The sequence below is a fragment of the Pseudomonas sp. NIBRBAC000502773 genome (genome assembly GCF_006517195.1).
Taxonomy (GTDB): domain Bacteria; phylum Pseudomonadota; class Gammaproteobacteria; order Pseudomonadales; family Pseudomonadaceae; genus Aquipseudomonas; species Aquipseudomonas marginalis.
In genome coordinates this window covers 6,098,765-6,124,401 of the sequence record NZ_CP041189.1, presented here as the reverse complement: position 1 = coordinate 6,124,401, position 25,637 = coordinate 6,098,765, and the positions used below count along the sequence as shown (strand labels likewise).

Annotated in this window: 21 protein-coding genes and 1 pseudogene; 4 read left to right on the top strand and 18 right to left on the bottom strand. The window is 62.5% G+C overall.

Going from position 1 to position 25,637, the window contains the following annotated elements:
• Positions 1-76 precede the first annotated feature (76 nt).
• The 13 genes from NIBR502773_RS28065 to iolC form a co-directional block, all read right to left on the bottom strand.
• Positions 77-1,309, bottom strand: a complete 1,233-nt coding sequence (locus tag NIBR502773_RS28065; RefSeq protein ID WP_373682401.1) for a methyl-accepting chemotaxis protein — start codon at positions 1,307-1,309, stop codon at positions 77-79.
• A 546-nt stretch (positions 1,310-1,855) separates the two neighbouring features.
• On the bottom strand, positions 1,856-2,260 hold the full coding sequence (locus NIBR502773_RS28060; protein WP_003191666.1) for a TraR/DksA C4-type zinc finger protein: 405 nt from the start codon (positions 2,258-2,260) through the stop codon (positions 1,856-1,858).
• A gap of 325 nt (positions 2,261-2,585) precedes the next feature.
• Positions 2,586-3,608 carry an ABC transporter permease gene (locus tag NIBR502773_RS28055; protein WP_024076018.1) on the bottom strand — a complete coding sequence of 341 codons (1,023 nt, stop codon included), beginning with the start codon at positions 3,606-3,608 and terminating at the stop codon, positions 2,586-2,588.
• 58 nt (positions 3,609-3,666) lie between these two features.
• Positions 3,667-5,220 (bottom strand): sugar ABC transporter ATP-binding protein, encoded by a 1,554-nt coding sequence (locus NIBR502773_RS28050; RefSeq protein ID WP_065941178.1) that lies wholly within the window; start codon positions 5,218-5,220, stop codon positions 3,667-3,669.
• 65 nt (positions 5,221-5,285) lie between these two features.
• On the bottom strand, positions 5,286-6,221 hold the full coding sequence (locus NIBR502773_RS28045) for a sugar ABC transporter substrate-binding protein (RefSeq protein ID WP_027606526.1): 936 nt from the start codon (positions 6,219-6,221) through the stop codon (positions 5,286-5,288).
• Between the two features lie 48 nt (positions 6,222-6,269).
• On the bottom strand, positions 6,270-6,446 hold the full coding sequence (locus NIBR502773_RS30670; protein ID WP_162844258.1) for a hypothetical protein: 177 nt from the start codon (positions 6,444-6,446) through the stop codon (positions 6,270-6,272).
• Positions 6,447-6,573: 127 nt separating this feature from the next.
• Complete coding sequence (locus tag NIBR502773_RS28040; RefSeq protein ID WP_141157501.1) at positions 6,574-7,602, bottom strand: Gfo/Idh/MocA family oxidoreductase; 1,029 nt, start codon at positions 7,600-7,602, stop codon at positions 6,574-6,576.
• Positions 7,603-7,751: 149 nt separating this feature from the next.
• On the bottom strand, positions 7,752-8,762 hold the full coding sequence (locus tag NIBR502773_RS28035; protein ID WP_027606528.1) for a Gfo/Idh/MocA family protein: 1,011 nt from the start codon (positions 8,760-8,762) through the stop codon (positions 7,752-7,754).
• A gap of 19 nt (positions 8,763-8,781) precedes the next feature.
• Complete coding sequence (gene iolD, locus NIBR502773_RS28030; RefSeq protein ID WP_141157500.1) at positions 8,782-10,713, bottom strand: 3D-(3,5/4)-trihydroxycyclohexane-1,2-dione acylhydrolase (decyclizing); 1,932 nt, start codon at positions 10,711-10,713, stop codon at positions 8,782-8,784.
• A gap of 10 nt (positions 10,714-10,723) precedes the next feature.
• A complete protein-coding gene (locus NIBR502773_RS28025) occupies positions 10,724-11,539 on the bottom strand; it encodes a TIM barrel protein (protein ID WP_141157499.1) in 816 nt (271 codons plus the stop codon).
• A gap of 23 nt (positions 11,540-11,562) precedes the next feature.
• The gene (gene iolB / locus NIBR502773_RS28020) at positions 11,563-12,351 is read right to left on the bottom strand and encodes a 5-deoxy-glucuronate isomerase (protein ID WP_141157498.1); all 789 of its coding nucleotides are present in this window, start codon (positions 12,349-12,351) and stop codon (positions 11,563-11,565) included.
• On the bottom strand, positions 12,348-13,241 hold the full coding sequence (gene iolE / locus NIBR502773_RS28015) for a myo-inosose-2 dehydratase (RefSeq protein WP_141157497.1): 894 nt from the start codon (positions 13,239-13,241) through the stop codon (positions 12,348-12,350). Before iolE ends, iolB begins: the two co-directional genes overlap by 4 nt.
• Before the next feature lie 101 nt (positions 13,242-13,342).
• A complete protein-coding gene (iolC, locus tag NIBR502773_RS28010; protein WP_141157496.1) occupies positions 13,343-15,280 on the bottom strand; it encodes a 5-dehydro-2-deoxygluconokinase in 1,938 nt (645 codons plus the stop codon).
• Positions 15,281-15,564: 284 nt separating this feature from the next.
• On the opposite strand from iolC, the gene NIBR502773_RS28005 reads away from it, so the two are divergent.
• Positions 15,565-16,473 (top strand): MurR/RpiR family transcriptional regulator, encoded by a 909-nt coding sequence (locus NIBR502773_RS28005; protein ID WP_010211026.1) that lies wholly within the window; start codon positions 15,565-15,567, stop codon positions 16,471-16,473.
• Here NIBR502773_RS28005 and NIBR502773_RS28000 read toward each other — a convergent pair.
• A complete protein-coding gene (locus tag NIBR502773_RS28000; protein WP_141157495.1) occupies positions 16,403-17,887 on the bottom strand; it encodes a PLP-dependent aminotransferase family protein in 1,485 nt (494 codons plus the stop codon). The two genes, NIBR502773_RS28005 and NIBR502773_RS28000, sit on opposite strands and share 71 nt — an antisense overlap.
• A gap of 91 nt (positions 17,888-17,978) precedes the next feature.
• On the opposite strand from NIBR502773_RS28000, the gene NIBR502773_RS27995 reads away from it, so the two are divergent.
• Positions 17,979-19,202 carry a multidrug effflux MFS transporter gene (locus NIBR502773_RS27995; protein WP_141157494.1) on the top strand — a complete coding sequence of 408 codons (1,224 nt, stop codon included), beginning with the start codon at positions 17,979-17,981 and terminating at the stop codon, positions 19,200-19,202.
• Positions 19,203-19,300: 98 nt separating this feature from the next.
• Here the strand turns inward: NIBR502773_RS27995 and NIBR502773_RS27990 are convergent.
• A pseudogene (locus NIBR502773_RS27990) lies at positions 19,301-20,205 on the bottom strand (hypothetical protein).
• 324 nt (positions 20,206-20,529) lie between these two features.
• Between NIBR502773_RS27990 and NIBR502773_RS27985 the strand changes: the two are divergent.
• Positions 20,530-21,213, top strand: coding sequence for a response regulator transcription factor (locus tag NIBR502773_RS27985; protein WP_027606536.1), 684 nt, complete (start codon positions 20,530-20,532; stop codon positions 21,211-21,213).
• Complete coding sequence (locus NIBR502773_RS27980; RefSeq protein ID WP_115486281.1) at positions 21,191-22,585, top strand: HAMP domain-containing sensor histidine kinase; 1,395 nt, start codon at positions 21,191-21,193, stop codon at positions 22,583-22,585. Before NIBR502773_RS27985 ends, NIBR502773_RS27980 begins: the two co-directional genes overlap by 23 nt.
• Before the next feature lie 187 nt (positions 22,586-22,772).
• Here NIBR502773_RS27980 and NIBR502773_RS27975 read toward each other — a convergent pair whose 3' ends face one another.
• Genes NIBR502773_RS27975 through NIBR502773_RS27965 form a run of 3 tightly spaced genes read right to left on the bottom strand, consistent with a single transcriptional unit; the run spans position 22,773 to position 25,627 of the window.
• Positions 22,773-23,189 (bottom strand): SRPBCC family protein, encoded by a 417-nt coding sequence (locus tag NIBR502773_RS27975; protein ID WP_115486282.1) that lies wholly within the window; start codon positions 23,187-23,189, stop codon positions 22,773-22,775.
• A 57-nt stretch (positions 23,190-23,246) separates the two neighbouring features.
• Positions 23,247-24,542: an FAD-binding oxidoreductase gene (locus tag NIBR502773_RS27970; protein ID WP_141157493.1), complete on the bottom strand. Its 1,296-nt coding sequence runs from the start codon at positions 24,540-24,542 to the stop codon at positions 23,247-23,249.
• Positions 24,539-25,627 carry a polyamine ABC transporter substrate-binding protein gene (locus NIBR502773_RS27965; protein ID WP_141157492.1) on the bottom strand — a complete coding sequence of 363 codons (1,089 nt, stop codon included), beginning with the start codon at positions 25,625-25,627 and terminating at the stop codon, positions 24,539-24,541. Before NIBR502773_RS27965 ends, NIBR502773_RS27970 begins: the two co-directional genes overlap by 4 nt.
• Positions 25,628-25,637 lie beyond the last annotated feature (10 nt).

Below are 25,637 nucleotides of genomic sequence, written 5' to 3'. Positions count from 1 at the left end.
ACAATGCCGGCTGCCTGGGCGCAATAGCGCTTGCCAGGCAGTTGGTATTTCCCCGCCTCACAGACAACAACACGCCCTAACCCGCAGCCTTCGCCCCCTCCGGCTTATACCCCAGGCGCAGGCCACCCCAATGCCGCCCCCGGACCATGATCGGCACCGACAAGTCGTGCATCAACTCGCCGGTATCGCGGGTGTAGGTCTGCAATAGCACCGCTTGCTGGTGGCTGCCGCAGCGGATCCCGGTGCGGTCTTCGAACTTGCGCTTGGTGCGGTTCTGCACCGCGTCGACCTGGGCATCGCCGGTCAGCGCCTGGGAAAACGCCTTGTTGTGCGTCGGCACATAGCCCTGGGGCGTACAGGCAATGGCAAACACCAAACCTTCATGGCGTGGCAACAGCGCTTCCTGGATGGCCGGCAGCACTTGGTCGGTGTAGCCATCGAACCGGCTGTGGTACTTGCTCGGGCTGGTGTTGGGGATCAAGGTGTAGCTGCGGTCGAACAAGTCATCCAGGCTGATGCGGTTCTGCTGTACATCGGCTTCGAATTGCGCGGCAATCCGGCTCGCGCCTTCGCGCGCCAGGTCGTAGATGCGCTGGTGATAGTCATCCAGCCCGACTTCCGCCAGGCGCTCACTGATCGTTTCGGCCTGCCCTTCCATCTGCACAGCGGCCTCGGCCAACTGGCGGGTCTGCTGGTCGCTCACGATAAGATCGCTGCGCATTTGCTCCACGGCGTGGAACAGGCTGTCGAGTTGGGCGCGGTTGGTGTCGGTGCCCTGGGCGATTTCATTGACCTGGCCTTCCACGCCCGCCGCCAGGCCGGCAATGTTCTCCAGGTGCTCGCCGGCGTGCTCCACCTGCTCGACACCGGTGTGCAAGTCTGCCGAGAGCTGGCGAATCTGCTCAACCACCTGGGCAGTGCGTTGCTGGATATCCGCCACCATCACCCCGACTTCATCGGTGGCCGTGGCCGTGCGGCCCGCCAGCCCACGTACTTCATCCGCCACCACGGCGAACCCGCGACCGTGCTCACCGGCCCGCGCCGCTTCAATCGCGGCGTTGAGCGCCAACAGGTTGGTCTGGCTGGCGATGGACTGAATCACCAGGGTCACCCGCTGGATTTCTTCACTGCGTTGGCTCAGGGCTTCAATCAACTCCCGACTGGCATTGGCGCGCTGGCTGAGCTGGTGCATACGAATGATCGACTGGGCCAGCACTTCACGGCCTTCAGTGCTGCGCTGATGGGCCTGGCTGGCCGCCTGCAGGGCCTCGCGACTGAGTTGGGAGGTGACCTTTTCGGTGCTGATCATCACCTCGGCACTGCTGACGATCTGCTTGGCCGCGCCCAATTGCGATTGCACACGAGCCGCCAGTTGCTTGACCGAATAGGCGACGCCGGCAGCGGACAGTGCGTTGTGGCTGGTGGTATAGGACAGATCGCGGGTCAGCTCGCCAATGGCATCGGCAGTGGCAGGTGGTGCCGTGCGGGAGGTGCGGTTCATAAGGCCTGGCAGCCAGATCACCAGCAAGGCAATGGGCAGGCAGAGGTAGATCGGCAGGCTGGCAAACGCCAAGCCCAGCAGTACCAACACCAGGGCGGCGCTCTGCAGGAGCGGCATCAACCAGCCGGGCAAACCGCGCACCACCGGTTGCGGTGGCACTGCTGCGCCCATCAGAGATCCATCTCCAGCCATCGTCGTTACCCCACTGTTTGTCATTTTTGTCCCTGCATTAAACGCCACTATCCAGCCATTATCCATGGGCCTTTAGTGGGGTAGCTTGCAGCAAATCAATAGACGGGGCGTAACGGGTCTTTCTCCGGGGAACCGCCCAGGCGATCCCCCAGCTTCAGCGCATCAGGCTTGGCGCTGGTGCTTGTCGATCTGCTCGTGGCGCTCTTGCGCTTCGATGCAGTACTTGGTGGTCGGGCTGATCAGCAGGCGCTTGAGGCCGATAGGCTCGCCGCTGTCATCGCACCAGCCGAAGGAATCTTCCTTGATGCGTTCCAGTGCACGCTCGAGCTGCGGCAGCATGCGCTGGTCGCGGTCGATGGCGTTGACCAGCCAGGTGCGCTCTTCTTCAACGGACGCGGCGTCGGCCGGGTCGGCCGGGGTGTCCAGGCTTTCAATGGCGATGCGGTTCTGCTCAATGCGCTCGTGGTGTTCCACCTTCATGTCCTGCAGCAACTTCTCGAAAAAAGCGTGCTGTTCGGCATTCATGTAGTCATCCGCCGGCATGGCCAGCAACTTTTCCTTTGTCATTGATTTCTCTATAAAAAATACGTGCATTAAGGCGAATAAGGGAGCGTTCCGGTCGACCTCTGCAGGTCTCGGAAAGGCGCCATCCATTCCAAGCGCCACCCGGCACTCAATTTACGAGGGGCGGCAGTCTAAGGCCGACTTGAGGGCACAGCAACTGAAATGACAGGCATTTTTTCCGATATAACCCCCAAAGGCACCAGGACGGGCTTGGCGAATGGTTATCGGAGTGCGTTTATAGCAGGAAAGTTCGTACAGCAGCTATAAGCCGCAGGCTGCAAGCGACAAGCTGTAGAGCTCATCGGACTTGCAGCTTGAAGCTTGCAGCTCAGCGCTTGAGCTTGCGCTTGTTGCGGTACTGGTCGATCACCACCGCCACCACAATGATCAGGCCCTTGATGATGTCCTGGATATACGCATCCACCCCGACAAAGGTAAACCCGCTGGCCATCACCCCGAGGATCAGTGCGCCGATCACGGTACCGGTGATACGCCCTACCCCGCCCGCCAGGCTGGTGCCGCCGATCACCGCGGCGGCAATCGCATCCAGCTCATAGGACATACCCATGCCCGCCTGGCCGGTGGCGGCGCGTGCCGAGGCCACCACACCCGCCAGGCCTGCCAGGAGACCGGCGATGCTGTAGACGATGATCAGGTGCCGCTTGACGTTGATCCCCGACGTCCGCGCCGCCTGCATATTGCCGCCGATGGCGTAGGTGTACTTGCCGTACTTGGTGTAGCGCAGGGCGATATGGAAAATAACCGCCACCACCAGGAAGATGATCACCGGCATCGCGCCATGGCCGATGGCCGTGTACGAATCCGAGAGCATGCTCACCGGCTGGCCTTCGGTGTAGTAGCGCGCCAGGCCACGGGCCGAGACCATCATGCCCAGGGTCGCGATAAACGGCGGGATACCGGTGACGGCGATGATGCTGCCGTTGATCGCCCCCGCCAGCAGCCCCACACCCAACCCCATCGCCACCGGAATCCACACCGGCAAGTCCGTCAGCGAAGGGAACACCGCCCGGGAAAAGTCGGAGGTTTGCGCCAAACTGGCGGCGATCATCGCCGACAGCGCCAGCACCGAGCCCGACGACAAGTCGATCCCCGTGGTGATGATCACCTGGGTCACCCCGATGGCCAGCAGGCCGATGATGGACACCTGCAGGATCATCAGCACCAGGCGCTGGGAGTTCATCAGGAAGCTCTGGTCCCGCACGATCCAGCCAAACAGCTCAAACACCAGGCCGATGCCGATCAGCACCAGGAAGATGCTCAGCTCGGTGGGCAAGCGCCGACGGTGCTTGACCGGGGCCGTGGCAGGCTTGTTGTCCGTTATTGCGTTCATAGCCAATCACCTTCTTATTCTATGGCGCGGGCCAACCGCAGGCCCGCGCGGCTGTTCGTCAGTGGACCGCGGTCATACCGGAGGCCAGCTGCATGACTTTTTCCTGGGTCGCATCGGCGCGGTCCAGGGTGCCCATCAGTTCGCCTTCGTGCATCACCATCACCCGGTCGCTCATGCCCAGCACTTCAGGCAGCTCGGAGGAAATCATGATCACCGCCATGCCTTCGCTGGCGAGGAAGGCGATCAAGCGATAGATCTCGGCCTTGGCCCCTACGTCGATGCCCCGGGTCGGTTCATCGAGGATCAGCAAGCGTGGGTTGGTCATCAACCAGCGCGCCAGCAAGGCTTTCTGCTGGTTGCCGCCGGACAGGGTGTCGATGCACTGCTCCAGGGACGGCGTCTTCACCCGCAGTTTCTTGCACATGTCCTCGCACAGGGCGCGCAGGGCTTTCTGCTGGATAAACCCGTTGCCCGAATAGTGCGGCAGCACGGCCATTTCCATGTTTTCCAGCACCGACAGGCAGGGGAACAGGCCACTGAGCTTGCGGTCCTCGGTCAACAGCGCAAAGCCTTTTTCGATGGCCATGTGCGGGTCGCTGATGCGCACCGCCTCGCCATCCAGGGTGATCTGCCCACCGCTGCTGGGGGTGATGCCGAAAATGGTTTCCGCCACATTGGTGCGCCCCGAGCCCATCAGCCCGGCGATGCCGAGGATCTCACCGGCATGCAGGTCGAACGACACGCCCTGGAACACCCCGTCCAGGCGCAGGTCGCGCACCGACAGCAGCAGTTCGCCGATGGGCGTCTCGCGCACCGGGAACAACTGGCTCAGCTCGCGGCCCACCATCATCGAGATCAGGCTGTCGCTGTTCATGCTGTCGGCGCGTTGCAGGCCGATGTACTGGCCATCGCGGAACACCGCCACTTCATCGGCAATGGCGAACACTTCGTTCATTTTGTGCGTGATGTAGACGATGCCTTTGCCCTGGGCCTTCAGGTCGGCAATGATCGAAAACAGGTGGGCCACTTCCTTCTCGGTAATGGCCGATGTCGGTTCATCCATGATCAGGATGTCGGAGTCGTAGGACACAGCCTTGGCAATCTCGACCATCTGCCGCTCGGCGATGCTCAGGTTGCCCACGTGTTCCTCGGGGTCCAGGTTGATGCGCAGGCGCGCCAGCAACTCGGCGGTGCAGCGATGCATTTCGCGGTGGTTGACCATGTGCAGGCTGTTGAGCTGCTCGCGGCCGATCCAGATATTCTCGGCGATGCTCATGTGCGGCATCAGGTTGAGCTCCTGGTGGATCATCGCGATCCCGGCTTTCTGCGCCGCCAGCGGCGTGTCAAACACGATGGGCTTGCCGCGCAGGCGGATTTCACCGGCGTCGGGCTGGTAGATGCCGGCGATGATTTTCATCAAGGTCGACTTGCCCGCACCGTTCTCGCCCATCAGCGCCAGCACCGTACCGGGGCGAACACGCAGTTGTACGTCGGCCAGGGCCACGACGCCGGGAAAGCCTTTGCTGATGTTGACGATTTCCAACAGGTAGGGTTCGTCCAGCGGCAACGGCTGGATCCCGGGAGGCTGCGAGACAGTGGCTTGAGCGAGCATAAGACGGTACTCCATCAGCAGGGCGGGCACGACCGCCCTGCCGGTTCATTGTTGTTATGTCAGGGCTACTTGAACGTGGCGACGTTTTCCGGGGTGATCAGCTGGAACGGGATGATCACGTTCTGCTCGACCGGTTCCTTCCTGGCCATTTTGCGCGCCGCTTCCACCGAACCCACTGCCTGGCCCTTGGCGTCCTGGAACGCGGAGGCGGCCATGTCACCCTTGGTGATCGCATTCAAGCCATCCGGCGTACCGTCGACCCCCGCGATCAGCACACTGCCCTTTTCCTTGCCGGCCGATTTCAGCGCCATGGACGCGCCGATGGCCATCTCATCGTTGTTGGCCAGTACCGCATTGAACTCGCGGCCCTGGGTCAGCCAATCGTTGACCAGGGTCATGCCCTTGTCCCGCAGCCAGATACCGGTCTGTTCCTGTTCGATCTTGATGTCCGGGTACTTGGCCAGCACTTCCTTCACACCCTTGGTGCGGTTGGTGGTGGAGTTGTTCGCCAGGTCGCCCAGCAGGATCACGATCTTGCCCTTGCCGCCGAGCTTCTCAGCGATGTATTGCATTTGCAGCTTGCCAGCCTCGACGTCATCGGAGGTCACAGCCACCACGTCCTTGGGCAAGTCCTTCTGGTCGGGACGGCGGTTGACGAACACCAGCGGGATGCCGGCCTTGGTCGCGGCATTGATGATGTTCTTGGTAGAGGCCGTGTCGACCGGGTTGACGATAATGGCGTCGACTTTCTGGCTGATGAAGTTCTCCACCTGGCTCAGCTGCTTGACCACATCGGCACGGGCGTCTTCGAACTGCAGCTGCACGCCGTCACCCTTGGGATAGGACTTGGCCTGCTTGTCCATGTCTTCGCGCAGGTAAGTGAGGAAGGTGTCATCGAAGGCGGACATGCTCACGCCGACCTTGATGTCGGCGGCACTGGCAACACCGCTGGCCAGCAGCATGGATAAAGCCAGCGCGGTAAAACGGATCGGGGTCTTCATGAACGGTCTGTCTCCACTTTCTTGTTGGTTTTTTGGACGTTGCGTTTATCAGAGCTCGGCAGGCACGCGTACGACCGGTGCGCCTGGAATGCAGCAGACCAGGGCGCCCTGATTTTCGACGCACAGCACATTAAGGAAGGAGAAGTAGAACGGCCGGGCGCGGGGCAGGCCGCGGGGCGTGTGAGCAGGGCGTAAAACTCGCAGTACAGCGTTGAAGATTTTCATCTGACGGTACCTGGTTGTTTTTGATCTTGTTTTTGTTGAGTCGTGCGAATCGAGTTCGAACGTACTTTATGCAACCTGGAAAAGACTTTATTGGAAAATAATTTCCATATCAACCTGTTTTAGAATTTTATTCTATTTTTGTTGAAACCACCTGCTGGCGCTCGGCGCTGAGGCGTGCGGCGTCCAATATACGCGTGGTTTCCAGCGCGTCATAAGTATCCACGGGCAACGGGCCCTGCCCGTTTACCGCCGCTTGCAACTGGCGATAGAACTGGGTCCAGCAGCCCTTCTCCGACGGCACTCGCTCACGTTCCGGCCCCTGTTCGAACCAGCCCCAGCGGCGATGTTCTTCTGCGCCCCAGTGCTCGCCCTCGGTTTTCGGCGACTTGCCGGCCATCAGCGCCTCTTCCTGGCCATCCAGCCCGTCCACGGTGTAGCAACCCGAGGTGCCACTGACGCGAAAACGCGGGGCCTGGCTGTTCTGCAGGGCATTGCCCCACAAATGGGAAACCACCCCGTTGGCGTGGGTCAGGGAGACGAAGAAGCCGTGGTCGACAGTGGGATATTCAGGGGTGAACTGTAACTGCGCAAAGACCCGCTCCACCGGACCGAACAGTTGCAGCGCCTGGTCCACCAGGTGGCTGCCCAGGTCGCGCAGCCAGCCGCCGCCGCTGGCATTGCCCACGGCCTGCGGGCTGTAGCGCTCGACGCGGGATTCAAAGCGGGTGATCTCGCCCAGGGCACCGGCGTCGATCAATTTGCGCAGGGTCAGGTAGTCCGAGTCCCAGCGCCGGTTCTGGTAGACGCTGAGCAACACCTCATGGCGCTCGGCGGCCGTGATCAGCGCCTGGGCCTGTTCGGCGTTGGCGGCAAAGGGTTTGTCACTGACCACCGCCACGCCGTGCTCGATGGCTTCCAGCACCAACGCCGGACGGCCCTTGAGGGTGGTGGAAATCACCAGGGCATCGACCCCGGCTTCGACGATCTGGCCGATGCTGTCAAAGGCCTGGACGCCGGGGTGGTCGGTTGCCAGTTGCTGGCGACGTTCGGGTGAGCGGGTGACGACACCAACAAACGTCGCCCCCGGCAAAGTTGCAATAAGCGGCGCATGAAAGAAGCGCCCTCCGTGGCCATAGCCGACAAGTCCGATTCTCATGATCAACTCCTGAATTGAATTGGAAACCAATCAACTGTGGGAGGGGGCTTGCCCCCGATAGCGGTGGGTCAGATAACAACTGGTTGACTGACACACTGCCATCGGGGGCAAGCCCCCTCCCACATTTTTAACAGAGTTCCTTCAGTAATTTAGCCGTAGAAGTGCGGACGATCCGGCAAGCTGACCTTCACAATCTGCTCACTGCCCTGGGCCTCGATACACGCATCCGCCGCTACCGCCGCCGCAAAGCCATCCCACGCCGACGGCCCGCCGACCTGACCGGCGCGTACGCTGTCAATAAAGGCCTGCAACTCCACGTCATAGGCCCCGATAAAACGGTCCTTCCAATCCATCAGGATCGCGTTCGACAGCTTGGCACCGCTGCGCAGTTGCACCTGGGACGGCTCCGGCAATTTGGCGATGCCGGTCTCCCCCACCACTTCGCACTGGATGTCGTAGCCGTACTGGCAGTTCACAAACACTTCCACGTCGATACGGGTGCCCTTGGCGGTTTCCAGCAGCACGATCTGCGGGTCGCGCAGATGGGCCAGGGCCTTGCTGGTCTTGCGCGGGAACACCACCTGCACCGACACGTAGTCGTCGTTGAGCAGCCAGCGCAGGACATCCAGCTCGTGAATCAGGGTGTCGGTAATCGCCATGTCGGTCTTGTAGTTCTCGCCCACCGTCGGGTTGCGGTGCGCGCAGTGCAGCATCAACGGCTCGCCGATCTGGCCGCTGTCGATCACCGCCTTGAGGGCGCGATAACCTTCGTCATAGGGGCGCATAAAGCCCACTTGCACCAGGCGCTTGCCGTAGGCCACTTCGGCGTCGACGATCCTGCGGCAGCCTTCAGCCGTCACCGCCAGGGGCTTCTCACAGAACACCGGTTTGCCGGCGGCGATGGCGGCGAGCACGAACTCCTCGTGGCTCGGGCCCCAGGACGTGACCAGGATCGCCTCGACCTGCGGCGAGTTGATCAGCCCATGGCCATCCGCGTACACCTCGGCGTCCAGCTTCAACTCCGCGACCACCTTGGCGGCCTGCTCAAGGTTGATGTCGGTCACCGCCACCACCTGGCTGTTGAGCAGGGTCTGGCTGCAACGACGAATATGATCGCGGCCGATGGCGCCGGTACCGATTACACCAAGCTTCAAAGACATACAAACGCTCCTCTTGTTATTAGTACTGCCGGGCATTGGCCAGGTGTTCATTGAGTTTTTTTGCCGCCGCGTTGGTGCGTTCGCTGGTGGACACCTGCGCCACCCCCACCCGCCACCACGACAGGTAGCCGTGGACCATGGTCTTGGGCAGCACCTTGATGTCGATCAGGGTCGAGACGCTTTGCTTGCGCGCATCGGCCAGGGCCGCTTCCAACTGCTCCACCGTGCTGACCTTGTAGGTCTTGCAGCCATAGGCCGCTGCGCTCATGGCGAAATCCACCGGCACCAGGCCGCCGTCGAGCTTGCCGCTCTCGGGGTTGCGGTAGCGGAACTCGGTGCCGAAGCTGTCCATGCCGTTGCCGATCTGCAGGTTGTTGATGCAACCGAAGGCCATGTTGTCGAGCAGCACCACGTTGATCTTGCGGCGCTCCTGGATCGAGGTGGCCAGCTCCGAGTGCAGCATCATGTAGGAGCCATCGCCGACCAGGGCATAGACCTCCTTGGTCGGCTCGGCGAGCTTCACGCCGAGGGCGGCGTTGATCTCATAGCCCATGCACGAATAACCGTACTCGACGTGGTAGGTGTTGACGCCCTTGCTGCGCCAGGCACGCTGCAGGTCGCCGGGCAGGCTGCCGGCTGCGGCGACGATGATCGCGTCGTCGGCCAGGGTCTGGTTGAGGACGCCGAGCACCCGGCTCTGGGTCAGGCACGAGCCGGTCAGTTCGATAAATTCACGCAGCACGGCGCGGTCCAGGTGGTCGTCGACTTCCGGCACGAAATCATCGCCGTGGTACTCGACCTGATGCACACGGTCCACTTCGGCGTCCAGCTGCGCCTTGGCGTCGGCGATCTGCTCGCCCCAGCCGGAACGGTAATCACCAAGGGCATCGGCCAGCGCTTCGAGGGCGACCTTGGCGTCGGCCAGCACCTGCACGCCGTCGAGTTTCAAGGCGTCGCAGGGGCTGATATTGAGGTTGAGGAACTTCACCTCTGCATGCTTGAACAGCGATTTCGACGAGGTGGTGAAGTCGGTATAACGGGTACCGATGCCGATGATCAGGTCGGCTTCGGGCGCCAGCAGGTTGGCGGCCAGGCAGCCGGTTTCGCCGATACCGCCCACGTTCAGTGGATGGCTGGAGACCACCGCGCTCTTGCCCGCCTGGGTTTCGGCGAAAGGAATATCAAAGCGCTCGGCAAAGGCTTGCAAGGCAGCATTCGCACCAGAGTACTTCACGCCGCCACCGCAGATGATCAGCGGCTTGCGCTTGCCCCGGAAAGCCGCCACCCCATCGCCGATCATTGCGGCGGTGGCCGGGCGGCGGTCGATACGGTGCACCCGTTTTTGCAGGAAGTAATCGGGATAGTCCCAGGCCTCGGCCTGCACGTCCTGCGGCAGCGCCAGGGTCACCGCGCCGGTTTCGGCGGGGTCGGTGAGCACGCGCATGGCATGAATCGCCGCCGTCATCAGTTGCTCGGGGCGGTTGATGCGGTCCCAGTACTTGCTCACGGAACGGAAGGCATCGTTGGTGCTGATGCTCAGGTCGTGGAACTGCTCGATCTGTTGCAGCACCGGGTCGGGCTGGCGGCTGGCGTAGACATCGCCGGGCAGCAACAGCAACGGGATACGGTTGGCGGTGGCGGTCGCCGCAGCGGTGAGCATATTCGCCGCACCTGGGCCGACGGAGGCGGTGCAGGCGTAGATATTGCGGCGCAGGTGCTGCTTGGCAAAACCGATGGCGGCATGGGCCATGCCCTGCTCGTTACGACCCTGATGCACCACCAGGTCGCCGCTGTCCTGTTCCAGGGCCTGACCCAGGCCCAGCACGTTGCCGTGGCCGAAAATAGTGAACACGCCGGCGACGAACTTGCTCTGTACGCCATCGACTTCGATGTACTGGTTGTCCAAAAACTTTACCAGGGCCTGGGCCATGGTCAGTCGGGTGGTGGTCATATCGCGCCCCTTATCGTTTCTGCAGGTGGGCGATGCTTGCCCCCAAGGCCTGCTGGATATCCGCCAGCTCGTGCACGCTTGTCGCAAACGGTTCGAACGACAGGTAGCCGCTGTAACCGCTGCTGAGCAAGGTGTCGATCTGCGCGGTATTGCCGAGGATATCGCCCTCGCCCACCAGCACGCGGTGGCCGTCGCGGATCGAATTGAGCGGCGCCTGGGCGTCTTCCACGCCGGAGATATGCACCAGCCCGGTCAGTTCCGGGAAGAACTCATGCTCGCTGGCCAGGTGGTGGTGGAAGGTGTCGTGCACCAGGCGGAATACATCCAGGCCGCCGATGGACTGGATCGCATCCACCGCCGCGCGCTTGCGGCGCATGGCACATTCTTCAAAACCCAGGGGCTCGATAAACCCGAGAATCCCGTACTCGCGCAGGATCGGCGCCAGCTGGCTCAACGCGGTGCGCAAACCGGCGGCGCGCTGGGCTTCGTTGCGGGTGTCGCCGGGTTCGTTGAACGGGCACATCACCAAGCCTTGCGCACCACATTCGCGGGCATAGGTGGCGAGCGCTATCGCCTGGGCGCGGCGCTCGTCATTCCACACATCAAAGGGGTACAGCGCGTTGATCGACAGCACCGTGATGCCCTGGGCCGCGCACAATTCGCGCACGCGGCCGGCCGGGGTGCCGTATTCGATCTGGCGATCCTTGAGGTCGTTGCGAATCTCGATGGCATCGCATTTCAAGGCCACGGCCAGCTGGATGAAATCCGGCAGGGACAGGTTGGGCGCGACCATACGGTTGAGGGCAAAGCGTAGAGGCGACTTCATTGTTGTTCTCCGTCCAACACCGTTTAAAGGTCCAGCAGCCAGCTGTGCTGCGGGTCGTTGTGGAAATGCCAGGCGCGCTTGGGGCCGGCCATCACGTTCAGGTAGTAAGACTCGTAGCCATACGGCACGCTGACCGGGTGATAGCCCTTGGGCACCACCACCAGGTCGCTGTTTTCCACGGCCATGGCCTGGTCGATGCTGCGGTCGTCGGTGTACACCCGCTGGAACACGAAGCCCTGGGGCGGGTTGATCTGGTGGTAGTAGGTCTCTTCGAGAAAGCTCTGGTGCGGCAGGTCGTCGGTGTCGTGCTTGTGCGGCGGGTAGCTCGACGAATGCCCGGACGGCGTGCGCACTTCCACCACCAGCAGCGAATGGGCCGGGTCGGTATCCGGCAGGATGTCGCACACGTAGCGGGTGTTGGCGCCTTTGCCGCGGACGCTGCGCTTGCACTGTTCGGGGCGGATCAGGCGTGGCTCGAAACCCGGCGCACCCGGTGCGGCGCACACGGCAATCTGCACGTCGCTCAACGCGGTGACCTGGGCATCGGTACCCGGCGGCAGATAGGCGGCGAACGGCGATTTGTCCTCGAACACCGACTGGCGATCACCGAGGTTCTGCCAGTTGAAGCCCTCGCCTTTGATATTGACCCGACCGCTGAGCAGCACCAGGCACAACTCCTGATCACCGGCGGTGACCGGCAGGGTTTCACCCAGGCTCAGGCGGTAGGCGGCAAAGCCTACGTACTCCAGGCGGCCCTCTTCCAGGGCAACCATGGTTTGTCCGCGTTTGCTGCTCTTTACCAGCAAGCTCATGGTTTGGTCCTCTCGTTGAGAAGCGTACGCAACGTGTCATAACCCTTTTTTGCATAGACATAGCTGGGCGCCACGGCCGGGTCCTGCTCGGCTTCCACCACCAACCAGCCCGCGTATTTCGCCGCCAGCAGCACATCGAGCAGCTCGGCAAAGTCGATATCCCCGTCACCGGGCACGGTGAAGGTGCCGTTGACGATGCAATCGGGGAAGCTCCACATCTGGTTGCGCGCCAGTTGCACCACGGCTTTGCGCACGTCCTTGAAATGCACGTGGCAGACGCGGTCGATATGCTTGCGCAACACCTCGATGGGTTCGCCGCCGCCCATGTAGCAGTGGCCCGAATCGAACAGCAGGCCGACTTCCGGCCCGGTACGGCCCATCAACTGATCGATGTCTTCAGGCGATTCGACGTACGCGCCCATATGGTGGTGGTAGGCCAGGCGCACGCCCTGGGACAGGGTAAAACGCGCCAGCTCGGTAAGTTTGTCGGCGTAGTCCTGCCAGGCCTGTTCACTGTGGAACCGAGGACGTTCGATCAGGCGAATGCGCGAGCCCTGGATCGAATCGGCCACCTCGCCGTACACCAGCACCTTGGCGCCGTTTTGTTTCAGCAGTTCAACGTGGCCGGCGATGGCCTCGATTTCTTCGGCCACCGAACGACGGGCCAGGCGACTGGAGTACCAGCCGGAGACCAGCGCCAGGTCATAGGGGCGCAGGACGTCGCCGACGCCCTTGGCGTCCTTGGGGAATTTGCCGTTGAGCTCGAAACCTTCGTAGCCGATTTCCTTGCCTTCGCTCAGGGCGGTGCTCAGCGGGGTTTCACCACCGAGGGCCGGAAGGTCGTCGTTGCTCCAGGAGATCGGGTTGATGCCAATTCGGATTGCGGGCATGGCTGCACCTTTATTATTTTCTGGTACCACTGAGATCTGCTTTCTGTGGGAGGGGGCAAGCCCCTCCCACATTGGATTGCATTTCAAATTAAGAACTGGGTTCAGCCTCGGGCACTGCGCCAGGCGTTGATCAACTGCTCAAAGGTCGCCTGGACCTGCTGGATCAACGTCTCGTCATCGATCTCCCCCGCCATCCACAAACGGCTCGGTTCCTGGAAGATCGTGCGGCCCACGGCAAACCCACGGCAGGTGCTGCTCTGGCTGGCTTGCTGGAAGCCGGCGGCCAGGCATTCGGCCGAGGCATTCAGGCCCAGCAACACCACGCCACGGCAGTACGGGTCGCGTTCCTGGATCAGTTCGTCGAGCTTTTTCCAATCCTCGGCCGACTGGGCCTCGATCTTCCACCACGCCGGGTAGATACCCAGGTTGTACAGCCGCTTGAGGCTGCGGTAGAGCACGTCCGGGTAAGTGGACGGATGATCCTTGGGCGGGATGACCTCCAGCAGTAGCTCATGGCCGCTGGTCACCGACGCCTCGTACACCGCCTTGAGCTGCGCTTCCTGTTCCAGGCGCAACATGGGCTCGTCGTCGGGGTGGTATTGCACCAGGCACTTGATGATCTGTTCCTGGGGCCAGGCAATCAGGTTGCTGCCGATCGAGCGGCCATGTTCGAACGCCAGGGGCCGCGAGTTCTGCACCTCCACCGGGCGCGCGATCCACCAGCCGCGACCGCTGGCGGCATTGAGCGCGTCCTGGCCGAAGCGCTGGTCGGCCAACAGGCCCACATCGGCCTCGACGCCCTGCTCGGCGAGCTTTTTCTCCACGCGTTCGATGGCCTGGATAAACAGCTGCTTGATCTCGCTGATCTGGGTCAGGTCCTGGCCGCCGCGTTGCGCCAGGTCCACCAGTTGCCAGCGGTGGTCGAAGGCAAAGATGAACAGTTGCTTCCAGGCCTTGCGCGGCACGGTGACGCGGTGCAGGCGTTGCAGGGTCGCGTCCTGGTCAGGCCGGGTGACCGGCACCGGGCTGTTGAACAGGTAATCCAGTTCGGCCGGGGTCGGCATGGCCGGCGCACAGGCGTGGCGCGAGACGACGAGACCGCCGCAGGCATTGGCCAACTGGCTGCAACGCTCATCGCTGGCGTCATTGATCCAGCCGCTGAGAAAACCCGACATAAAGGCATCGCCGGCGCCCAGCACGTTAAGCACTTCAACCCGCACGCCAGGATAGATGGCGCCCTCTTCCAGGCGCGCCGGAATTGCACCGTGGATCACCGTGCAGCCTTGCGGGCCGAGCTTGACCACCAGGGTCGCCGGGGTCAGGTCACGCACGGTGCGCAGGGCGGTGAGCAGATCTTCGCTGCCGCCGGCGATCAGGAATTCTTCTTCGGTGCCGACGATCAGGTCGAAACGCGGCAGGATTTTCTGCACATGCTGGCTGACATTCTGGTCGGCGACAAACCGGGTTTCACCGTCAGCCTTACCCGCCAGGCCCCACAACACGGGGCGGTAGTCGATATCCAGCACGCGCTTGACGTTGTGCTTGGCCGCATAGTCCAGGGCCTGGAGGCTGGCCTTGTACACGCCGTCGGTGGAGAAATGCGTGCCGGTGATCAGCAAGGCTTTGCTCGAGGCAATAAAGGCTTCGTTGACGTCTTCGGCGCGCAGGGCCATGTCGGCGCAGTTTTCACGGTAAAACACCAGCGGGAAGGTTTCGCGGTCCTTGAGGCCCAGCAACACCATGGCGGTGAGGCGCTCCGGGTCGACCTTGATGCCGCTGACATCGCAGCCTTCGCGGGCCAGGGACTCCACCAGGAAACGGCCCATATGGTCGTCCCCCACCCGGCTCAACATCGCCGACTTGAGCCCCAGCCTGGCAGTGCCGAACGCGATATTGGCGGAGGAACCGCCGAGGTATTTGGCGAAGCTGGACACGTCCTCAAGCCGCGCACCTACTTGCTGTGCGTAGAGGTCGACGCCCAGGCGCCCGAGGCAAATCAGATCCAATTGACGCCCACTGGCAAAACGAGTCTGGCCCATGCTGGCTCCTGTTATTTTTATCAGCCTGCGTTGTGCCGCCGTGGCGACGGCAAACGCTCTTGGTGGGAGCAGACTAGAACGTCCGGCGGCAGCAATCAATATTTATTCCAGAATTATTTTTAGTGGAATATTTTTTCCAATACGTCAGCATAGGGGCACGCCAGCCGCCGTGCATCGTTTCAGCAGGCCACGCGGGCCGTGATGCCGGGGTATTTTTTTGCGCCTACCCTGTAGACTTGCGCCACCCATCAGCGCATCAGAAGAACACGCCAGAAGGATTGCCCATGTCCCGCACCGATCCCGAGACCACCCTGGAAGACACCATCGCCAGCCCTCCGATCAACGCCGAACGCCTGTTGCAGCTGATCACCGACGAATACGAAAGCCTGCCGCGCCAGCTCAAGCGCATCGCCAGCTACATGAGCCAGCAGAGCGACCGGATCATGGTCGACCGCATCAGCGACATCGCCCGCGAATGCGAAGTGCACCCCTCGGCGATCGTGCGGTTTTCCCAGCGTTTCGGCTTCAGTGGGTTCAGTGAGATGCAGGCGCTGTTTCGCGAGGCTTACACCCACAAGACCACACCGGTGCAGAACTACCAGCAGCGCATCCGCAGCATGATCGCCAACAAGTCGCAGAAAGCCAGCGGCGGCGACCTGGCCCGCGAGTGCGTCAACGCGACCCTGTCGGGTATCGAGCGCCTGGGGCTGGAGCTCGATGACGTGGCCTTCGACAAGGCCGTCGACCTGGTGGTCAACGCCGACAATATCTACGTGGTCGGTGTGCGCCGTTCGTTCGCGGTGGCCGATTACCTGGTCTACAACCTGCAGCACACCAACAAGCGCATTCACCTGATTTCCGGTTTGGGCGGCAGCTATCGCGAGCAGATGCGCAGCGTGCGAGCCAATGACCTGGTAATCGCCATCAGCTTCACGCCCTACGGCAAAGAGACCCAGCACTGCCTGCGGATCGCCCAGCACCATCAGGCCAAGACCCTGATCATCACCGACAGCAACCTGTCGCCCCTGGCCAAGCGGGCCAACGCGGTGCTGCTGGTGAATGAAGGCTCGTCGTTTGCCTTCCGTTCATTGAGCGCCACCTTGTGCCTGTGCCAGGCGTTGTTTATTGCCGTGGCGTACCGGCTGGAGTTGAAGGTGGATGAGATTCACGAGCAGGTCGGGTTTGATGACTGACCGGCAGTAATTGGGCTAACGCACGCCCGTGAAAGCGGATCTGCGCCAGGGTCAACGCGGTGTAGCCGATGATGACCGCCGGCGGCAGGATCGCCTCGACGCAGAACGTGCCCAGAGGCTGTAACGTCAGCCCGGCTTGCGCGGCACGCGCACAGAATTCGCCTTCCTCGACACCGCTCGGCAACCACAAGACAAAGTGCAGACCGGCCTGTTGCCCACTGATCGTACAGTGCGCTCCAAGGCAGTCGAGCAACACATCGCGCCGCGCCTGATAGGCCTGGCGCGAAGCCCGCAAGTGGCGCACGAAAGCGCCGCTGCCGAGAAACTCCAGCAACCCCGACTGATCACTGGCGCCCACCGACTGCCCGGTGAGTTGCAGGGTGCGCAGCAAGGCCGGGCGCAGTGCCTTGGGCACCACCATGAAGCCGACGCGCAAACCGGGGAACAGGTTTTTGTTGAAGCTGCCGCAGTAGATCACGCGGTCGTGGGCGTCCAGGGATTTGAGCGCCGCCAGCGGTGCGCTGTGGTAGTTGTATTCGCTGTCGTAGTCGTCTTCCATCACCCAGGCCTCGGCACGGGCAGCCCAGTCCAGCAGCGCCAGGCGGCGCGACACCGAGAGGGTCATGCCCAGCGGTGCCTGGTGGGCCGGGGTGACGTAGGCCAGGCGCGCGGTGTCGGGGAGTTGCGCGGTATCCAGCCCTTCGGCCGTAACCGCAATCGCCTGGACCTGCGCCCCCGCCAGCCCGAACAGGCGGCGCGCGGGTGGATAGCCGGGGTCTTCGACGCAGGCCGTGTCACCGGGCTTGAGCAGCGTACGCGCGATCAGGTCAAGGGCGTGGCGAATGCCGCTGGTGACGATCACTTCATCCGCCTCGCAGTGCATGCCGCGATAGCTGCGCAGGTAGTCGGCGATCTGTGCGCGCAGTTCCGGCAGCCCGGCGGGATGGCCCGCTTCGAGCGCCCCCGGCCCTGCCGATAGCAGTCCCCGGGAAACACAGCGGGCCCAGGCCTTCAGATCAAACAGGCTGGCGTCCGGGCGCCGCGCGACAAAAGGCACATGGCTCTGCACGCCGGCGTCCGGGCGATCGACGGCCACTTCGCGACGCGGCGTGGCGCGGGGCGCGGGTGCCGCAATGAATTGCTCGGGGATCACCGCACACACCCGCGTACCGGAGCCGGCCACGCGCTGCACATAGCCCTCGCTGTGCAGGCGGTCGAATGCCGCCTCCAGGGTGCCACGGGATAACTCCCAGCGTTCGGCAAGGCTACGGGTGGACGGCAAGCGACTGCCCGCCGGCAGCTGTCGGTTCAGGATCGCTGCACGCAGGGCCTCGTAGGCCCCTTGCTGCTTTCCCATGTCCAAGCTGTCGGGGCGCGGCAGGTCCAGGGCGGAAGGGGTTTTTCCTCGGCTCATAGTGGTCCAATCATTTTTGCCACAAGCGGCCCTGAGGATTAAACCACAAAGCCGCTAGAGTCCGGCTCTACTCCTTGCACAGAAGCCTCCCATGACGCAACGCGCCCTCTCCCCGTGGTTCTGGCTGATACTGCTGACCGTGCTGATCGGCCTGCCACGTATCACCCTGGACATGCACCTGCCTGCCCTGCCCGCTATGGCCGACTACTTCCAGACCAGCGACAGCCAGTTGCAACTGACCCTCACGCTGTACACCTTCGGTTCGGCGATCTCCCTGCTGATCAGCGGCCCGTTGACCGACCGTTTCGGCCGCCGTCCCGTATTGCTGGCGGGACTGTTTCTGTACGTGCTGGCTACTGTGGCCTGCGCCCTCGCCGACAGCATCGCCGTGCTGATCATCGCGCGCCTGTTCCAGGCCCTCGGCGGGTGCTGCACCACGGTGATCGGTCGGGTGATCGTGCGCGACTATTTCGACCGCGATGAACAGGCACGCTTGCTCGGCCTGATTTCCATGGCCATGGCCGTGTCACCGATGGCCGCGCCGGTGCTGGGCAGCCTGATGTTGCCCTTCATCGACTGGCGCGGCCTGTTTGTACTGCTCGGCGTGATCGGTGCAGTGCTCTACCTGGTGGTGTACCGCCGCCTGCCCGAAACCCGCCCGGCCGATGTCGCCGCCGCGCCGCCGGGCAACCTGCTGCGCCTCTATGGCCAGTTACTGCGCGACCGCTATTTCCTGCGCTATTCCCTGGCGATCGGCTGCGTGTACAGCACCTATTTTCCGTTTATCAGTGAGTCGTCGGCGCTGCTGCAGCGGGGCTTTCACCTATCGGCCACGGCCTATGCACTGGTGTTCGCGGCCACCATCAGCGGCTACATGCTCGGCGCAAACCTGTTCCGCAGGCTGGTGCGGCGCTTAGAGCCGGACCGTTTGATCCATGCCGCTATCGGCTTGAACGTGCTGGGCAGTGTGATACTTGCGGCGGCCACCACCGCCATGCCGGGGCAATGGCTGGCGATCGTGCTGCCGATGGTGGTAATCATGGTGTCGGTGGGGATGGTGATTCCGGCGTGCCAACTGTCGGTGTTGCAGCCGTACGGTGCGATTGCGGGAACCGCATCGGGATTGTTCTTCTTTACCCAGATGTTCCTCACTGCCGTGAGCAGTTGGGCCACCGGGCTGCTGTCCGACGGTACGTCGCAGCCGCTGGTGATCATGACCGCCGTTGCCAGCGCGCTGTTGGTAACAACCTGGCTGACACTCCACAAACCCAAATGTGGGAGGGAACTTGTCCCCTCCCACATCAGGCCGAGCTGAGCTCGGGATCAGTGCATGAAAATTGCGATCAGGATGATCACCGGGATCGGCACGCCGAGGAACCACAGAAGTAATGAGCGCATGGTGTTCTCCTTGAATTAACGAACGTAGGTTTCGGTTTCGACGTACACCACGGCATCGCGGCGACGGCCACCAAAGGTTGCAGCGAAACTGGCAAAGAAAGCGCCGATCAACAGGGCGACAAAGGTCCACAGCGAGGTATAGGCGGCGACTTTGGCGGCCGTTTCAGCGGCTTGCTTGGCCTTGAGCTTGGCGTCTTCCACCGCTTTACGCGCGTCGCCGTAGACTTTGTCGATACGCGCTTCGGCATCAGCCTGGCTGAGGTTGGTGCGCTGGCTGATCAACTGGGCCAGGTAGGCACGGTCTTCAGGGGCGAGTTGGCCGTCATTGCTCAGGGTGCGGGTGAAAATGCGCGCAACCACGCCATGGGCAGCGTCATCACTGACGGCAACCGGGCGATCGTCACGAAACAGGCTGTCGACGTAGTAGTCAAAATCGCCACCGTTGACGCCTTTGGCTGCGCTGCCTGCGGCCTGGGTGATACCGCTGGCCGCACCGGCTGCCACGCTGGCACCGGCTTTCACGCCGCCGGTGACCACACTGCTGACCGAACCGACCACCAGCACGGCAGTAATCAGCGTGGCGACGGCCCAGGCCAGGAAACCATGGGCGGTGTCGCGAAAGTACACCTCATCGCCATGCATATTGGCCCACTTCACCCGCAACCGGCCGGCGATATAACCGCCCAGGCCCGAGGCAACGATCTGGGTAAAGGCCAGCCAGACAATCGTGGAAATGCCAAGCCCCTTGGCGCTGATGCCGCTGTCGGCCCACGGCGACACCGCCGAGAAACCCAGGCCGAAGCCCAGCAATACCAGAATCAGGGATAACGCAGCCGCCGCAGCGGCCCCGGCAAAGATAGCCCCCAGGAAACCCCGGAGCGCGCGCTCGACTCTTGCAGCGTGGATGACGATGTGATCATTGTTATGGTGCTCCCGGCAGGAAAAATAGTGTTACAAGTCTCAAAAGGGACAGTGCAGGCAGCATGCCAGTCGCGCTGAAAATTAAATCCGTTGTATTTCAACAGGTTAAGTAAATTGAACTTGCCTGAACCATGCAACTTGCAAGAAATGGCTGTTGCAGGCGGGCGTAATGCATTCCCTGCGGAAGGAGATTGCTCCCCGGCCGGTACCCGCCATGAAAGTTGTGTCAGTTTTGCCAACATGAAGTTTTATTTAGGAAGCGTTCAGCCATTTCTTGGCAAAATGCCCCCACTTCTAGTGTGAATCGCTCACCAGGTAATCCTATGACCCGCATTTTGACCATCGAGGATGACGCCGTAACGGCCCGCGAGATCGTCGCCGAGCTGAGTAGCCATGGACTGGACGTAGATTGGGTGGACAACGGCCGCGAAGGCCTGGTCCGCGCCGTGAGTGGTGATTACGATCTGATCACCCTCGACCGCATGCTGCCGGAACTCGATGGCCTGGCCATCGTCACCACCCTGCGCACCATCGGCGTATCGACGCCGATCCTGATGATCAGCGCCCTCTCCGACGTCGACGAGCGCGTGCGTGGCCTGCGTGCCGGCGGTGATGACTACCTGACCAAGCCTTTCGCCTCCGACGAAATGGCCGCCCGCGTCGAAGTGCTGCTGCGCCGCAAAAGCACGGTCAAGGAATTCGAAACCGCCCTGCGCGTGGCCGACTTGGAACTGAACCTGATCAGCCGCGAAGCCAGCCGCGCCGACCAGCCCCTGAGCCTGCTGCCCACCGAATACAAACTGCTGGAATTCCTGATGCGCAACACCGGCCAGATCCTGTCGCGGATGATGATCTTCGAGGAAGTCTGGGGTTATCACTTCGACCCGGGCACCAACCTGATCGACGTGCACATCGGCCGCCTGCGCAAGAAAATCGATCCACCGGGCCTCCCGCCGCTGATCCGCACGGTACGAGGTTCCGGTTATGTCATTGCTGAACCCCTCTAAGGGCTGGCGTTCATCCAGCAGCCGCTTGCTGGCGCTGTACAGTTCGTTGTTCGTGGCCTGGAGCTGCATCCTCATGGGGGTGCTGTATTACGAGGTCTCGGGTTACCTGAGTGACCTGTCGCGCCATTCGCTGATGCAACGCCAGCACCTGTTCCAGCGCTTCGACGGCGAAGAACTGGTGGAAGCGTTGACCACCAGCATGACCTTCGACATGAAGGGCGTGGACGCCTACGGCCTGTTCGATGAGCAGTTCCGCCCCTTGAGTGGGCCGATCCGCGCGATTCCCTCCGACCTGCCGCTGGACGGCAAGATCCACACCCTGGCCAATTGCGTCGACTCCGACGACCCCAAACTGCCCAAGGACAGCTGCGACGCCGTCGCCACCCATACCGACGACGGCCGCTGGCTGGTGCTGGTGCGCGCCAATGGCTCGCTGTTCGGTGTGACACGGATCATCTGGCATGCCCTGCTGTGGGCGCTGTCCCTGACCATTATCCCCGGCGCCGCCGGCTGGCATCTGTTGCGCCGCCGCCCGCTGCGCCGGATCCGCGGGATCCAGGCCAGCGCCGAAGCCATCGTCGCCGGCGACCTCACCCACCGCTTGCCGCTGTCCAACCGGCGTGACGAACTGGACATGCTCGCGGCCATCGTCAACGCCATGCTCGACCGCATCGAGAAACTGATGAACGAGGTCAAGGGCGTGTGCGACAACATCGCCCACGACCTGCGCACCCCACTGACCCGCCTGCGCGCGCAGCTCTACCGCATCCGCCAGGAGGCCGAGCAGGACTCCGGCTACGCGGTGAAACTGGACGATGCCATCGCCGAGACCGACACCCTGATGGCGCGCTTTCGCGGGCTGCTGCGTATCTCCGAGCTGGAAGACCACCAGCGCCGCTCCGGTTTCCTGGTCATGGACCCACTGCCGCTGCTGCGCGAGTTGCATGACTTCTACCTGCCCCTGGCCGAGGAAGGCGAATTGCAGTTGCGACTCGAAGTCCCCGAGTCCCTGCCCTGGATCACCGGCGACCGCGCCCTGTTGTTCGAAGCCCTGGCCAACCTGCTGAGCAACTCCATCAAGTTCTCTCCAGCGGGCGGCGCAGTGATCCTGCGGGGGCTCAACGATGCCGGCAGCACGCGCATCGAAGTGCACGACTCCGGGCCCGGCATACCGGCGGCAGAACGCGATGCGGTGTTCCAGCGGTTTTATCGGGTGGATGAAGGCGACCAGCAAGGCGGGTTTGGGTTGGGCCTGTCGATCGTGGCGGCGATCATCAACCTGCATGGGTTCAAGCTGGAAGTGGGCACCAGCGAGCAAGGCGGCGCGCGCCTAGTGCTGGAGTGTCGCCAGCAACTGATGCCCGAAGCCTGATCCATAAGCCAGTGAGGTCAAACTGTGGGAGGGGGCTTGCCCCAATGCGAGTCAGTTAAGGAGGAACACTGTAACTGTGGTGAGCGGGCTCACCCCGCTCACCACAGGGGAACTCGCCAGTCTCTGAAAGTTGTGAAGATAGCTATCGCCCCTCCCACATTAGTCTTGCATTGCCTGGTAGAACGAATCAGGCCGGAAAGTTGGCGCGCAACGCCTCGACCCCGCCTTTGTACACCCCGGCAAACAGCTCTTCCACCGCCGCCTCCGTGGTACCCGCCGCCGGGGTAAACACACCGGACCACGTCACCTTCGCCGACGACTCCGTCAGCGCCTCAACCTGCAACGTCGCCAGGTAAGCACTCACCGGAAACGGCGACTCTTCAATGGTGTAGCTGTAAGTACGCCCGACGTTATCGAAGGTCTGTAAACGCTCGATGATCACACCGCCGTCGGCGGTCGTCAGATGGCGCACGCGGCCACCTTCACCGGGCTCGCTCTTGGCGATAAACGGAAGCCAGTCCGGCAGGCTGTTGAAGCCACCCACCAAGTGCCAGACCGTCTCGGCCGATACCGGGATTTCAATCACTGCAGATGCTGTTGGCACGCTAAATCTCCAAAAGTCGTAGTAAAACGTCGTGCACAGCCTGCCACGCCCCGGGCTTCAATGCATCAATTCCCGCAAGCGATGCCACGCCATTCCCAACGCCAGCAGCGGCGAGCGCAACGCCTTGCCGCCGGGAAAGGTCATGTGCGGCACCTGGCTGAACACATCCAGGCCATGGCTGTGGCCCGCGTGTATGCCTTTGGCCAACAGCCGCGCGCACCAGTGGGTCACGTTGAGCCCATGCCCGGAATAGCCCTGGGCGTAGAACACGTTCGGGTATTGCTTGAGCCGCCCGACCTGGGGGAAACGGTTGGCGGTGATGCCGATCCTGCCGCCCCACTGGAACGCGATGGCGGTGTCGGCCAATTGCGGGAACACCTTGAGCATCTTGGGCTGCATATAGGCCGCGATGTCTTTGGGATCGCGCCCCGAGTAATGGCAGGCGCCGCCGAACAACAGGCGACGGTCGGCGGACAACCGGTAGTAATCCAGGCCGACTTTCTGGTCGCACAGCGCCAGGTTCTGCGGGATCAACTGATTGGCCTGTGCAACCGACAGCGGCTCGGTGGCGATGATGTAGCTGCCCGCCGGCAGCACCTTGCCGCTCAGGCGCGGTTCCAGTTCCTCCAGGTGCGCATTGCAGGCCAGTACCAGGCTGGCGGCCCGCACCGTGCCGCCAGCGCAACGCACCTGCACCGTGTCGCCGTGGATCAGTTCAAGCACTTGGGTATGCTCAAAGATCCGCACCCCAAGGGACTCGGCCACCTGCGCCTCGCCGAGCACCAGGTTCAGCGGGTGCAGGTGCCCGGAGCCCATGTCCACCAAGGCGCCGGCATACTGCGTCGAATCCACCACGTCGCGGATGTCCTGCGGGCCCACCAGGCGGGTTTCATGCACATAATCCAGGCGCGCCAGGCTGTCCTGCTCGCCCTTGAACGCAGCGAACTGCGCCGGGGTGTTGGCCAGCTCGGCAAATCCCCAGCGCAAGTCGCAGTCGATCCCGTGCTCGCGAATGCGCTCGCCCACCAGGGCCACCGACTCGATCCCGGCCCGTTCCAGGTAACGCACGCCCTCCTCGCCCACGTACTTGGCGAACCCCGACACATCGTGGCCGATCCCGCGAATCAACTGCCCGCCGTTGCGCCCGCTGGCGCCCCAGCCGATACGCCGGGCCTCCAGCAGGATCACCGAGAGCCCGCGTTGGGCCAGTTCGATAGCGGTGTTGACCCCGGTAAAACCAGCGCCGATCACACACACATCGGCGCTCAGGTCGGCGCCCAGTGCCGGGCGCTCCGGCATGGCATTCGCCGACGCAAGGTAGTAGGAACGGGCGTGGTCGCTGGATAGGGTCATTTGTTGGTCTTCACTTTGCTCCAGGCGCGCGTCATCAGGCGCATGGTCGCGGGGGTCGGCGTGGTGGAAATATAGAGTTTGTCGAGCACGGCCTGGGACGGGTACACCTCGGGGTTGTTCACCAGTTCAGGGGCCATGAACGCCTTCGCCGCCGGGTTGGCATTGGCGTAACCGACCGAGGCGCTGACCTTGGCGATCACTTCAGGGTCGAGCAGGTAGTTAATGAAGGCATGGGCTTCTTTTGGGTGACTCGCATCGGCCGGAATCGCCAGCAGGTCGAACCACAGGTTGGAGCCTTCCTTGGGAATCGAGTAGGCGATATTCACGCCGTTCTTGGCTTCCTTGGCGCGGTTGGCCGCCTGGAATACATCGCCGGAATAGCCGAACGCCACGCAGATATCGCCGTTGGCCAGGTCCGAAATGTACTTGGAGGAATGGAAGTAGGTGATGTACGGCCGCAGCGTCAACAGCTTGGCCTCGGCCTGCTGGTAGTCCTCGGGGTTCTCACTGCGCGGGTCCTTGCCCATGTAGTTGAGGATCGCCGGGAACAGCTCATCCGCCGAGTCGAGGAAGGCCACGCCGCACTGGTTGAGCTTCTTGAGATTCTCCGGTTCGAACAGCACCGCCCATGAATCGATATGGTCGATACCCAACACCTGCTTGACCTTGTCGACGTTGTAGCCGATGCCGTTAGTGCCCCACAGGTACGGCACCGAGTGCGCATTGCCCGGGTCGTTTTTCTCCAGCAGCTTGAGCAGCTTGGGGTCGAGGTTCTTGAAGTTGGGTAACTGCGAACGGTCGAGCTTGAGGAACGCGCCGGCCTTTACCTGGCGCGCCAGGAAGTGGTTCGACGGCACCACCACGTCATAGCCGGTGCGACCGGCGAGCAACTTGCCCTCCAGGGTTTCGTTGGAATCGAACACGTCGTAGATCACCTTGATCCCGGTTTTGGCCTGGAAATCCGCCAGGGTGGTCTCGCCGATGTAGTCGGTCCAGTTGTAGACGCTCACCGTCGGCGCGGCTTGGCCGGCACCGCTGAACGCGGCCACCAGGGCCAGCGGGAGAAGCTTGTTCACAAGACGCATATCGACACCC